The following is a 12,986-nucleotide window of genomic DNA, read 5'->3' as shown; positions in this document are numbered from 1 at the left end:
CCAGGACGATGACGCATCCATTTTTAAAACCGTATTGCCTGTCGCCGTTGGCCAGAGCCAGGCGAGCCGGGACCTCGTCCATTGGCCGCTCGTCAGAGCTCGTGGCTACAGACCGGCATCCTGTGAGCACGAAGAATGCCGCACACGGAAAGATCAGCTTTTTCGGAATAGAACTTGCGCGTCGTAACATTGGAGCAAAGAACATCCTGGGCTGCGGTCGAGAGATCAATCCGTGTGCTCCGGCATTTTCTTCAGTTGATCTTTTGTCCATGTGGTAACGGCGTGAACGTCGCCGCTTTCGTCACGCATAAACTCGAGCTGGCTCATCGGGACAGCGACCGGCTTGGCGCCGATGCCGAGGAAGCCGCCTACATCGATGATGACCTGGCTGGACGGCCCGATACCATGCATGTGCGACACAGTACCGACCTTATGGTCGTCGGCGCCGTAAATTGTAGCACCTTCCAAATTCGATGGTGTCAGTTCGTCAGACAGGAGCCGCGGATGTTTGCTGTGGTCCATTGCATTGCCTCCTTCATGGACTGGGAAAAGTCATGAAGGTGCAATTCAGTTCCGGAACCATACCGAATTTCTATTGTCGACCACCCGTTACCGCGACGTTGAGCCTATCCCGCGCTTTATTTCGCCTCGACAGGAAGCTTTTGTTCGAGCAACCAGTCCCACATCGCCTGGTCGTTCAGCGCAGCCGCTTCGATACCGGTGTGGTCGACGTCCTCGAGCACGCTCAGTCTTGCATTGCGCTTCAGGGTCCTCAGGCGCTCATAGAGCACGACAGAGTCGGAAAGTGGAATGACGTCATCATTGGCGCCATGAAACACCCAGAACGCCGCTTTCTCGTTGGTCCTGTTCAGATAATGGCGATTTCCGCCACCGGCGATCGGCACCACTGCTGCAAAGCTTTCGGGGAATTGCTCGGCCATCGCCCAAGCGCCAAAACCACCGCGACTGTAACCGACCACATAGATGCGGCTTGGATCGACACGGTGTTTCGCGACGATATTCCGCAGGAGGTTTTCCACCTTCTCGATAGGATAAAGAAGTTCCTCGCTGGGATTTTGTGGAGACAGCACGAGAAACGGAAACTTTTTACCGTCTTCGATGAGCTTGGGCAGCCCGCTGCTTTTGACCTTCTCGATATCACTGCCGCCTTGATCGCCGCCGTGAAGCCAGACGACGAGCGGATAGGACTTGTCCGAACTGGCATAGTCGTCAGGCGTATAGAGCAGGTAGTTGAGGTCGTTTTTGATCGTGAGGTCGGCTGTCGCCGACTTCTGTTCGGCCATTGCGGTCATCGGGACGGCGAGTGCCACTACCGCAAGGACAATCGTTAAAAACAGACGGATCATCGGTTTCCTCCCTTGGATCTGAGTGCAGCTTGGGCAACCGCCTATCGTGTGTCAATGAAATCCGGCTCCAAGGCGCCCAGCCCAAAGCGATCGCAGCGGCACCAACATGCGTCAACGCGGTAGCGTCAATCTTCGGAGTAAGCGCGGCGGCTGACGGCCGAAGCAAGGAAGCCAAAAGCCAGGATCATGGCGCTGACCGCTATCCCCGTGCAGATGACGCCTGCGGGGGTTATTCTTGCACTGCCTTGCAAAGCGACGTGCTTGCCGATGCGCAGGTCATAAACGGCCTTCATTTCTTCGGGGTGGGAATTGCTTGTGGCTACCGGTGGTCTTTGAACTTCAACCATCTCGATCCTCGCTCGATTGACCACGCCGCACATTGCGGACTGTGTTGCGATATAGAGCTTCCATCTCCTTATCGACGGTTCATCGAACCACACAACCACCGACGCTTCAATCGGAGGCGTCCGTCATCAAGCGTATCGCCGACATGGGCGGTGTTCGGCGCATTCTATCGCAGCGGCTAGACCGTAGCCAACGCTCTATCCCATTCGGGCACTGTCATCACGGCGCGGCCGCGCAGGAAGAGAATATCGGCATATTTGCCAAAGTCGAACGGAATGCTCGACGTCCGGCTCTGATAGGTTGCCCAGCAACCCCAGACAATACAGGCAACGCCGATATAGAGATATACGCGCGCGGCCGTGGCGGCATCCGACGCGCCGTTGTAGAGCGCGAGCGTCTGCTCGATCTCGTTTTCGCCGATAAAGACAGACTCGAAGGAGAACATGGCAATGTCCCAATAAGGATCGTTGCCAGACGCATATTCCCAATCGATGATCTTAACGTCGAGCGCGTCGTTGACCATGTAATTGTAGACGTAGGCATCGTTGAAGCAAGCGCATGTTTCCATGCCCGCCGCTTGGATGGCATCGCGGGCTCGCGATACCTGCCAGAGGATGTGGTCCATGTCCTCTGGCAGTTCTGCATCGATTTCCTTGAGCCGGCTAAGGTGGTCGTTCAACTGGTCGAAGCCAGTCTTGGTTCTCGACATGAACTGGCTGCTGTGGATCGCCTTATAAGCCTTCAAAATATTTGCGCGGATCGTCGGATGCTGCAGGTCTATGACGTTGCAACTCCTGAAACCATGCAGGAATTCGTAGACTTCGATGCCGTCTGCCTCATCGTAAAACAGCAATTGAGGCGCGTAGCCAGTCGCTGCGGCCTTGATTGTCGCCTCATGGGCCAGTTCCCGATCGATCAGGTTTTCCGTGCCTGGACCGTGTATCTTCAGGAAGAAGGTTTCATGGGTGTCATCCAGGCATATGCGCCAGTTCACATTGGTGATGCCGGAAGCAATACGTTCGGGACGCGCCGGGCGGCCCGTCCACATCCCCGTCTTCTCGATGGCTTGTTCTATAGTGATCATCGCTTGCGCCCCGTGATCGACATGACTTGGCAACTGCGGTCGATCATGCGGTCGCCAGAAGGTGACGCATGTCGAATGTCTGAAGGTGGTAGTTCATCCGGATCAGCCTGTTGCTGGCATATTTGAGCCACTCCGGGCCGACCATGTCATGGCTGGTTTCAGCCAGCAGCGCCCAGCAGGCCCACAGGAAATCGTCGACGATGCCGTAGAGCTTCACTCTGGCGAGCATGGCTTGATTGGGTCGACCCGCATAAATCTCGACCGCTTCCATTCGCTGCTTGTCGGTACGGCAAAACTCAAGGCACAAGGAGCCGAGATCGAAGATCGGATCGGCATTCACCGCCCTGTCGAAATCGACAAGGCGTATACTGGCTTCCGGGCCGATCATGATGTTGGAAACGGCATTTTCGCCATGGATCGGACCCAGATCGGTTCCGGAGGCCGAGAGCGCACCCTCGATGCGCGAAATCCATTGCATCGCCGCGTTGAACGGAATGGCGCCCTTGAAGGGGATCGGGCGACGGCCTTTGGGATCCAGATGTGGCTCAAGCCGAGCGGCGTAGTCCCGCAGAACCTCGAACGGCGAAACCGTCTTCGAGAGCTTTGCCTGCTGGTGCCATGCTTTTTTGGCCGCCAAGACAGCGGATTTGACATCCGGCTTGCGCATATCGCTTGCCAAAGCCATGCGCCAGTCCGATCCAAGCAGGTCGAAGACCAGCACATCACTGCTGGCATCGGCTGCCATCAACCTTGGCGCGATCTGCGCTTCCCCGGCCACTCGTGCGGCGGCAGCTGCGTCTGGAACGCTGTAGGGGGCGAGTGCGCCGGCCCGAAATGCCTTGGCGAAAACACCCGGCCTGCCGTCTGAAAAGGAGACCGGCGCCGAGACCGAATCCAGGCCGAGGTGCATCGGCATTGCGATCGACGGCACCACGGCACCGATCGAGGCCTGAACTCCGTGGAATTCCGGCATGGCGGCCAGCGCATGAACGATACGCTCTTGCGGGGTGTGCGCAGCTACAAGTTCGTCCACCATGCCGTTGCCCATCGGTCGATCCCTCTTTGCTTCTTCGTGCTTTGGAGATGAGTCTAACATCCAGTTTGTCGGTCGAGATCGATCATGGGAGAACCGGAAAACCCGCAGCAAAGGCCCGCGCGCGTTCGTACCATGCGGCAAGCGCCAGAATGTCGACATCCTTTCCGTTGCTTCCCGTAATCTGCATGCCGACCGGCAGACCGTCCGGTGCAAATCCGCAGAAGATCGAGGCTGCCGGCCAGCCGAGTTGATTGGTAATCGCGGTGTAAGAAAGGTGATGCAATGGCGAATCCTGCCTTGCTCCCAGCGCTTCCGCCGGGAAGCCGGCAACCGGCATCACCGGCGATATGACGAGATCGAAGCCTGCCAGTGTCTCCCGGTATAGCGCCTTCGCACGCTCGATGCCTTCCACGGCTTCGACATAGCGTTTCGCTGAGACGGCATCGCCCCCGTCGCAGACACTGGAAATGTATTCCAACGTTTCTGAGCGGGCCGGCTGGGGCAATTCATCCCGTTCCATCGCTGCCTTCACCGCGAACACTGTCTCGAAATGCCCACGAAGCTCGGTTTTAACCGGATCGGACGTCTCGACCACGACGGCGCCGGCACCCCGGAGAAGGTTGGCGGCGCTAAGGATGAGGTCTGCAACCCCGACTTCCACCTCCTCGCCGAACCCTCTGCCCATCAGCAGACCAATCCGCATGCCTCGAACATCGGCGGCCGGGATGATGCCAGGCAACGAACCGCCCGACGCACCAGTGTCCGCGTCGGGCTTGCTCAGGACCGAGAGCATCAGGACCGCATCAGCAACCGTGCGGGTTAGCGGCCCCGCGACTCGCGTAGAGCTCGGAGGACTGTGCGGGACCGTGCCACTGGACGGTTTCATGCCGAAGATGCCGCAATGCGCTGCCGGCAACCGCACGGAGCCGGCCAGATCCGATCCGATCGACGCAGGTCCCATTCCAGAAGCCACAGCGGCCGCTGCTCCGCTCGAAGACCCGCCCGTGTTCATCGAAAGGTTCCAAGGGTTTCTGGTCGTCCCATGCGCGGAGCTTACACCGGAAGGCAGCAGACCATAGTCCGGCATCGTCGTCTTGCCGAAGATGATTGCACCGGCTTCCTTCAGCCTGGCTGCGGGCGGCGAGTCGTCTTTGGAGAGTGTGCCCATCCGGCCGCGCGTGCCGCGCCAGTAGGGCCAGCCCGCCAGCGCGATGCTGTCCTTGACCGTGACAGGTATCCCATCGAGCGCCCCTGAAGGCGCCTTTGCACGCCACCGGGCTTCGGATGCTCGCGCCGCAGCCATTGCCTCATCGGCGCGAAGCACGAAAATCGCGTTCAAGGCCGGATTGACGGCATCCACACGGTCGAGCACGGCTTTCATCGCGTCCACCGGCGAGAACGATCCCTCCGCAAACCCATCCAGGAGCGCCGTAGCACTCATCTGCCAGATCTCGTTCATTCCGTTTTTAGCCACTAGGCAACCAGAACGTTGCCATCGACGCAGAAGCGCCACAGCATTCCGGTCAAAACCTGCACACCGAAGGCTCGGTCTTCCAGCGTCGTGAATTCGGTTGGATGATGAATGACACCACCGACACTAGGGACGTTGATGACCAGAGCCTTGGTTACGGGAGCCATCGCGATGGAATCATGACCGGCGATGGAATCCAGACGCATCGTTTCAACGCCGAGTTCTGCCGCAGTTGCCTCCGCGAGCTTGTAAAGATCGGCATCGAGCCGACCCGCCTTGCGCCGGTCTATGCTTCGGACTTCGACCTCCGCTTCCGCACGCTCGGCGGCTTTCCGCATCGCGGCCTTCAGCTTCTCTTCGGCGGACGCGAGCAGATCGGGATCCGGGGAGCGGAGCTCTATGAAAAGGACGGCCTCGCCCGGCACGACGTTCGGTGAGTTCGGAGACACTTCTAGGCCCCACCGACGTATGCAGGTCGAGACCAGCTTCGTCAGCAATCGCGCGGATGTCTGCAATCAGATAAGCCGCAGCTAGCAAGGCATCCCGCCTTTCGGCCATCGGTGTAGGGCCGGTATGCGCTTGCCGCCCGATGAACGCCACCCGGTACTTGGTCGCGCCCCAGAAGCGGTCGACCGCGGCAAACCGTTTTCCCGCCTTCTCAAGGAAGGGGCCGCCTTCGATATGCAATTCGATGAGCGCATCAGGAATGACGCGCTCCGCTGATCCGGCATAACCGATAGTCGCCAGCGCTTCACCCACGCTGATGCCCTTGCCGTCCTTGCGGCCTAGGGCGAACTCCAGAGTGTGTTCTCCGGAATTCACCCCGCTTCCAAGCAGGCTGGGTTGGAAACGCGCGCCTTCCTCATTCGTCCAGTTGACGAGAATGAAGTTTGATTTCGGAGTGATGCCGGTCTCGGCGACCTTGCGCTGGATGGCTTCGATAGCACTGCAGGCCGCAACAACGCCATAGCTTCCATCAAATCGTCCGCCGTTCGGCTGACTGTCGATGTGCGATCCGGTCATGATCCTGGGCGCATCAGGCCCTGCCCAATCCAGAAAACCGAACATGTTGCCGATGGCGTCGATCTCCACGCGCAGACCCGCATTCTTCATCCAGGCGGCAAGCCAGTCGCGCGCCTGGCGGTCCTCTTCCGACAAGGTGAGGCGGGTCAGAGCGCCGCCCGCGCCTCCGCCGAATGCGGAAACCTCTTCCATGAGCCGGTGATGCCCGTCGATATCGACGGAAGGAGGTGCGTTCAGGTCTGAAGTCGAGTTGGGCATCGTTGTAGTCCGCTTGAAATTGGGGTCAGGCTGCGGCGGCCGTAACAGGCTGCGGCGGATAGGATGGAACCAGGAAGCAGGCCGCTTCGCCATCGGGCCCGTCCGGCATGAGCACAGGCGTTTCGACGCGGCACCTGCCGAACGCCTTTGGGCAGCGGCTGGCGAAGCCACATCCAGGCGGCAGGTCTATCGGGCTTGGAGGCTCCCCGTCCAACAAGCATTCCTCGGGATCGTAGCGCCGGGTTTCCAGCGTCGGAATCGCGCTCAGCAAAGCCTTTGTGTAGGGGTGCCCCGGCTCGAAGAAGAGCTTTGTGTTGTCGGCGATCTCAACGACCTCGCCGAGATACATCACGGCGATCCGGTTGCAGACACGCCGGACCATCGCCATGTCGTGGGAAATGAAAATGTAGGTGAGACCGTGCTTCGCCTGAAGGTCGGAGAAAAGCTTGAGCAGCTTGAACTGTTCGGTTTGATCGAGCGCGGAGAGCGTCTCGTCCATGATCAGGACTTTAGGGTCCAGGACCAGCGCTCGCGCGACATTGACCCGTTGCCGCTGCCCCGCGCTCAGGCCGAGCGGCAATTCGTCGAACAGCGATGAAGCAAGGCCTACCTCCTCCATGACGGCAAGTACCTGTTTACGGCGTTGGTCTGCGCTCCGGATGCCATGGACCCTGAGCGGGCCGCCGATAATTTCGCCGATGGGCGTTCGTGGCGGCAAAGAGTTGAACGGGTCCTGCAGGACGAGTTGGAAATCCTTGCGGAATTTCAGGAGATCGGCTCGCCACAGTCGCGAGATGTCCTGGCCACCGCAAATGACGGAACCGCTGTCAGGCATCTCGAGCCGGCTGAGAAGCCGCATCAGCGTCGACTTTCCGCAGCCGGACTCGCCTACAATGCCGAAGTTTTCCCCGGGGAAGACGTCGAAGCTGACGTCCCTGACTGCGCGCACCTCGCTGTAGCTTGCAAATGTTCCGCGCTTGCGCACGTGGTAACTTCGGGAGGCATTCTTGATGCTGATCAGCGGCGTACCTTGACGCGGTATCTTCGGCACGACGGGTGCGGTGTCAGTCCAAATCTGCGGAATCTCGGAAATGAGCTGCGTGGTGTAGGGATGCTGGGGTGAATGCAACAGACGTTCGGGCACTTGCCGTTCCACGATTCGACCGTCTGCGAGAACCAGAATCTGGTCTGCGGAATCGTTCAGGATCGGCAGCGATGAAGACACGAACACCACGGCGGTATCGAAACGCTCGGTGAGTTCCCGCATCAGACGCATGACCTGTGCGGCAATCGTCACATCGAGTGGTTGCGTGACATTGTCTGCCACCAGAAATGCAGGATTTGTTGCCAACGCATCGACGATCAGCGCGCGCTGCATCATCCCGCCGCTGAACTGCGAGGGGTATTCGTGAAAGCGCGAGGCGGGGGACGGAATACGGACCGCGGCGAGCAGCTCGATCACGCGACGTTCGGCCTCCGCACGACTGAGTTCCGGCACCAAGGCCTGTATCTTTTCGACGATCTGGCGGCCTACCGGCAGTGTCGGGTCTAGCGCGCCCTGCGGGTTCGCGCCGACATAGGCAATCTCCTTGCGCAGCGCGCGCATCCGGCGCGGTGGTATTGTGAAAATATTCTCGTTTTTATAGGTCACCGAGCCGGATGCGATCTCAAGCGGAGGGTCGATCCAGTTGACCAGTGCGCGTGACAGGACCGACTTGCCGGAACCGCTCGCACCGATGATCCCCACGATTTCTCGTGGGGCGAGATCGAAGCTGACATCGGACACGATGTTTCGGCCGCCTTCCTCGGTCCTGAGACGAACAGTCAGATCGCGTACGGAGAGAATGGGTAGGCTTGTCACAGGGCGCCTCCGTAGATGCGATTGCGAGCCCGCTCGAGCGTCGCGCCCATCAGATTGACGCTTGTCAAGGTGAAGCAGAGGAAAACGCCGGGCATGGTAGCGATCCACCAGGCGTTCAGCAGATATTTGCGGCCGTCGGCAATGATGTTGCCAAAGGTGGGCGTCGGAGGTTGGACACCCAAGCCGATGAAGCCCAGGATCGATTCAAAGATCATCATCCGGGCCACGTCGAGAACCGAAATGAAAATGACCGGAGGCATGATCAGAGGAGCCAAGAGAAAAAGCATGATCCTAAGGTTGGACGCACCACTCACCTGCGCTGCGCGAACATATTCCTGCTTGCGCTCCGTCATGACAACGCTGCGCGTCACGCGCGCGTAGACCGGCCAGCTCGACAATCCGAGTACAAGGATGATTGCGGGGATGGTCGGACGGGAAACGCCGAGCACCGTAATCGCCAGAATGATCATGGGAATGGACAGTTGCGCGTCGGTAAGGCGCATCAGGATAAGATCGACCTTTCCGCCGTAATATCCCGACAGCATTCCGATGGTGCACCCCACAACCAGCATCAGCGCGACGGTCGAGAAGCCGATGAGCAGCGAATATCGGAGGCCAACCAGACTGCGCACGAGCATGTCACGGCCGAGTTGGTCCGTGCCCAACGGCGCGGACCACATCCACTTGTCGCCGATGAACCACGGAGCATTGAGCTTTGCCGATACGTTCAGCTTTGTCGGATCGATGCCGCTCAGCCAGGGATAGAAAAGAGCCGCGGCGACCAGAATAACGAAAATTGCCAGGCCGATGCGGAACTCGTAGGAAGCGAACGCAGCACGCCAAATTCGCCGCGTGATTGAAACGCCTCTGCGCTCCGCTGCAAGCGGCTGTGCGACCGTGATCTCGTTGAGGTCTACTACAGCCATCTCAATACTCAAGCCTTGGGTCGATCGTGGACGCAATGAGATCGACCACGATGTTGATCAGGACGAAGATAGCGCTGGTGATGATCGCGATGCCCTGAATCAGCGGAAAGTCGCGCTGGAGGACGGCATTGATCGTCAGCAACCCAAGTCCCGGATAATCGAAGATGAACTCCACTACGAGAACGCCGCCAAGCAGCCCGCTGATCTGGATGCCAAGCAGGTTGAGCAGCGGAACGGAGGCGTTTCGAAGCGCATGACCGTAAACGATACGGCGTCGCCCAAGGCCGCGCACCCTGCCGAATGAGATAAACGGGCTCTGCATGACCGCGGACAGCGAGCCGGACAGGTTTCTTATAAGGACCGGAGAGAGTTCTATGGCCAGGACGATCGCCGGCAGAATGGTGTAGGCGAAACCCTTGTAGCCGATCGCAGGCAACCAGCCGAGTTTGACGGAGAACAGAAGAGCGAGCACGATCCCGAGCCAGAAATTTGGAAGGGAAACGAAGATAGACGACACATAGAAAGCCAATCGGTCCGGCCATCGGTTCGGCGCAAGCCCGGCAGGCGTTCCGATCAGGAAGGTGATGATCAGAGCGAAGACGACGGCAAGGGCTGCAAGCTGCAGCGTCATCGGCAAAGTGTCGCCGATCAGCGTCAGCACATCTGCCCGATCTCCTCGCGAACTATCGCCAAAGCCTGTTCCGCCCGTTGAGGCGCCGCTGGCCGGCCGCGTGAAGGATTGGCCGAAATCGCCTTGCACAACGCCGGTCATGTACCGGCCGAACTGGACCAGAATGGGATCGCGCAGCCCCATTTCCTTGGCGATCTCTTCGATCAGCGCTTCCGGAGCCATGCCTCCGGCCATCAGGCGGACTGGGTCGCCAGGAACCACACGCAGCAACGTGAATATCAGAAGCGTGACAAGAAATATGATCACGACGCCTTGCGAGATACGCCGCGCAAGGAAGCTAAGCAGTGCCATGCCCCAATCCTTCCGACCGCGTTGAAGGAGCGGTCCAGCCAAACCAAAAGCCCTTCGCCACGCATGGCGAAGGGCTTTCAGGATTAGCCTAGGGTTGCCTTCGACGCGTCCATAGAGCCGTCCGGATAAATGAACAGTCCCGTCAGCGACTTGTCGTGAGCGTGGATCATAACCGAGGTGAACAGCGACAGAGCGGGAACCTTGTCGGCGATCATCGGCATCGTCTCGGTCTGCAGGATCGTCTTGCGCTCCTCCAGCGTCGGGGCGCTCCGCTCCTTGTCGAGCGATGCATCGAGTTCCTTGTCCTCGATGCCCGTGATCCTCTTCGACGAAGAGTGGAAATGGGTACGAAGGATAAGGTCAGGCTCGGGCGAGCCGGTCGACCAGCCGCAATCGATCATATGGCCGGGGCCGCCGCCGGGACGGTCGTACAGGCGCTCGTTCCAGGCAGCGATTTCAAGGACGGACAACTCGACCTGGAAGCCCTGTTCCTGAAGCATGGCGGTAATGACTTCCCCATATTCCTTGGTCTTCGGATAGAAGCCGACCGATGTGATGTATTCCAGCGGCGGCAGACCCTCACCTTTTGGAAACCCTGCTTCCGCCAGCAGAGCCTGGCACTTTTCGGCATCGAATTCAGGATAGTTGGGCAGATCGATATAGCCGAACTTGACCGGCGAAACGAAATTCGCCGAGGCGGCTCCAGCATCACCCAGGACTTCGAGCAGCACGCTGCGATCAATAGCGTGGCAGGCCGCGCGCCTGACCAACGGATTGTCGAATGGCGCCTTCGAGCACCGGAACCAGAGATATTTGTTCTCCACCGACGTCACGCGGCTGATGGCGACCTTGTCGTTACCCTCGAGCGTGCCGACCTGCTCCGGCTCGAGACGCTCGACGATGGACGCCTGTCCGTTCATGAGCGACAGCATCCTGGTCGTGGAGTCGCCTACGAAGCTGAAGTTGATGCCGGGAATAACGGGCTTGCCTTTGAAATAGCCCTCATATGCCTCGAGTACGGTGTCGTTGCCGCGTTGCTCGACGAACTTGAACGGGCCCGTGCCGTTAAGGCGCTGCGAGAGCGGACCCTTGGGCCCCTGGGCAATGTCGGCGGACGACATGATCGGCAGGAACCCGGCCAGGAACATGAACAAATGCGCCGGATAGCCGCCCTTGGAGGTATCGACGACGACGGTGTAGTCGTCCGGCGTGGTGATGGTGAGCGTTTCGGTCGGGCCGGGATACCACTGGGCGGGACGATCGGGCTGCGATCCATACTCGAACGTCGCCTTGACGTCTTCTGCCTTGAAATCCTTGCCGTCGTGGAATTTGACGCCCTGGCGCAGCTTGATTTCGATGGTGTTGGCGTCGACCAGCGTCAAGCTCTCGGCAAGCTCATAGACGACCTCATCCGGGTTTTCGACGGTCATCGGGTTGCGGACCAGGAATCCCATAACGAAGCCTTCGACGTTCTTCTGTGAAAGCGTCGTGTGGGCCGTAGGGTCCCAGTTACCCGTTATGTTTTCCGCCGACAGAAACACCAATGGCTTCGACTGTGCGAAAGCCGGCGATACGATGGCGCTCGGATTGAGCTGCAGCAACCCTGCACCCACGCCCAAGGCAGCGGTTCGACTAAGAAAGTCACGCCTATTCATGCTCATCTCGTTCCCCTTTGATGACGTCTGGACCGACAAATTTCTTATTTTTTTGGGCAGCCACACACTTGCGGGCTACCATTTTCATGAACGCTATCGCGAGAAAAGCGATATGGCAATATGTGTTTTTGTGTTTTAAGTTGTCAAAAATGCCGATGCTTGGGGAGGCACTTTATGAACGGCACTATAGGCTCTTTCTCGGAGATCGCCGCCTTCGCTCACGAGGTCGCGCAGGATGCTGGGAGCCAGGCACTTCAATGGTTCCGCCGGCCGATCGACGTCAGCGTCAAGGCCGATGAAAGCCCTGTTACGGAAGCCGACAGGCAGGTCGAAGAAGCAATAAGGGCGCGTATAGCGGGGCGCTTCCCGGAACATTCCATCTTCGGCGAAGAATATGGCATCAAGGGCAGCTTCGATGCGCCTACCTGGGTGATCGACCCAATTGACGGCACGCGCAGCTTCATATCGGGGTCGCCGCTATGGGGAACGCTTATAGCCCTGAGCGACAACCAGTCCTCGCAGCTGGGCGTGATCGAAATGCCGGCCCTGAAAGAGAGCTGGACAGCAGCGGCGGCGGCGGGCAGCTGGTTCAATGCCTCCGATGGCACTCGGGCACCTTGCAGAACCAGCGATCGCAGCAAGCTTTCGGAAGCGATTTTCTACACGACATCCCCGTTCTACTTCTCGGATGACGAGCGCGAGCCGATTCTTGAAATCTCTCAGTCCACCGCGATGTGCCGGTTTGGCGGCGATTGCTACAATTATGGACTGCTCGCCTCTGGCCATGTCGATCTTGTGATTGAATCCAAACTGGAGCCCTATGATTTCATGGCGCTGGTGCCTGTCATCGAAGAGGCTGGAGGGGTCATCACCGACTGGGAGGGAAAGAGGCTCACTCTGGCATCCGGCAAGCGGGTCATCGCTGCCAGCAACGCCGCGCTGCACGAGGAAGCGCTGCTATTGCTGTCTCGGTAGGGG

11 protein-coding genes and 1 pseudogene are annotated in these 12,986 nt (G+C 59.1%); 1 reads left to right on the top strand and 11 read right to left on the bottom strand.

The features are described from left to right. Window positions 1-225: 225 nt before the first annotated feature. The 11 genes and pseudogenes from ICI42_RS20140 to ICI42_RS20090 form a co-directional block, all read right to left on the bottom strand. Complete coding sequence (locus ICI42_RS20140; protein ID WP_188166401.1) at window positions 226-522, bottom strand: PRC-barrel domain-containing protein; 297 nt, start codon at window positions 520-522, stop codon at window positions 226-228. 116 nt (window positions 523-638) lie between these two features. Then, on the bottom strand, window positions 639-1,367 hold the full coding sequence (locus ICI42_RS20135; RefSeq protein WP_188166400.1) for a carboxylesterase family protein: 729 nt from the start codon (window positions 1,365-1,367) through the stop codon (window positions 639-641). Window positions 1,368-1,492: 125 nt separating this feature from the next. Beyond that, on the bottom strand, window positions 1,493-1,714 hold the full coding sequence (locus ICI42_RS20130; protein ID WP_188166488.1) for a hypothetical protein: 222 nt from the start codon (window positions 1,712-1,714) through the stop codon (window positions 1,493-1,495). 176 nt (window positions 1,715-1,890) lie between these two features. After that, window positions 1,891-2,796, bottom strand: coding sequence for a choline/ethanolamine kinase family protein (locus ICI42_RS20125; RefSeq protein ID WP_188166399.1), 906 nt, complete (start codon window positions 2,794-2,796; stop codon window positions 1,891-1,893). Window positions 2,797-2,839: 43 nt separating this feature from the next. Further along, window positions 2,840-3,844 carry a phosphotransferase family protein gene (locus ICI42_RS20120; protein ID WP_188166398.1) on the bottom strand — a complete coding sequence of 335 codons (1,005 nt, stop codon included), beginning with the start codon at window positions 3,842-3,844 and terminating at the stop codon, window positions 2,840-2,842. A 70-nt stretch (window positions 3,845-3,914) separates the two neighbouring features. Beyond that, a complete protein-coding gene (locus ICI42_RS20115; RefSeq protein ID WP_188166397.1) occupies window positions 3,915-5,291 on the bottom strand; it encodes an amidase in 1,377 nt (458 codons plus the stop codon). A gap of 14 nt (window positions 5,292-5,305) precedes the next feature. Continuing rightward, window positions 5,306-6,584, bottom strand: a pseudogene (locus tag ICI42_RS20110) (allantoate amidohydrolase). A 25-nt stretch (window positions 6,585-6,609) separates the two neighbouring features. Beyond that, a complete protein-coding gene (locus ICI42_RS20105) occupies window positions 6,610-8,445 on the bottom strand; it encodes a dipeptide ABC transporter ATP-binding protein (RefSeq protein WP_188166396.1) in 1,836 nt (611 codons plus the stop codon). Continuing rightward, the gene (locus tag ICI42_RS20100; RefSeq protein WP_188166395.1) at window positions 8,442-9,371 is read right to left on the bottom strand and encodes an ABC transporter permease; all 930 of its coding nucleotides are present in this window, start codon (window positions 9,369-9,371) and stop codon (window positions 8,442-8,444) included. Before ICI42_RS20100 ends, ICI42_RS20105 begins: the two co-directional genes overlap by 4 nt. A 1-nt stretch (window position 9,372) precedes the next feature. After that, window positions 9,373-10,353: an ABC transporter permease gene (locus ICI42_RS20095; protein WP_188166394.1), complete on the bottom strand. Its 981-nt coding sequence runs from the start codon at window positions 10,351-10,353 to the stop codon at window positions 9,373-9,375. Between the two features lie 83 nt (window positions 10,354-10,436). After that, on the bottom strand, window positions 10,437-12,014 hold the full coding sequence (locus tag ICI42_RS20090) for an ABC transporter substrate-binding protein (protein WP_188166393.1): 1,578 nt from the start codon (window positions 12,012-12,014) through the stop codon (window positions 10,437-10,439). A gap of 168 nt (window positions 12,015-12,182) precedes the next feature. Here ICI42_RS20090 and hisN point away from each other — a divergent pair, with 168 nt between their 5' ends. Continuing rightward, on the top strand, window positions 12,183-12,983 hold the full coding sequence (gene hisN / locus ICI42_RS20085) for a histidinol-phosphatase (protein ID WP_188166392.1): 801 nt from the start codon (window positions 12,183-12,185) through the stop codon (window positions 12,981-12,983). Window positions 12,984-12,986 lie beyond the last annotated feature (3 nt).

Source organism: Oryzicola mucosus, from assembly GCF_014534685.1.
In the GTDB taxonomy this organism is placed as follows: domain Bacteria; phylum Pseudomonadota; class Alphaproteobacteria; order Rhizobiales; family Rhizobiaceae; genus Oryzicola; species Oryzicola mucosus.
Note: the sequence above shows the minus strand (reverse complement) of the source record. Positions and strands in the feature narration are given on the sequence as shown.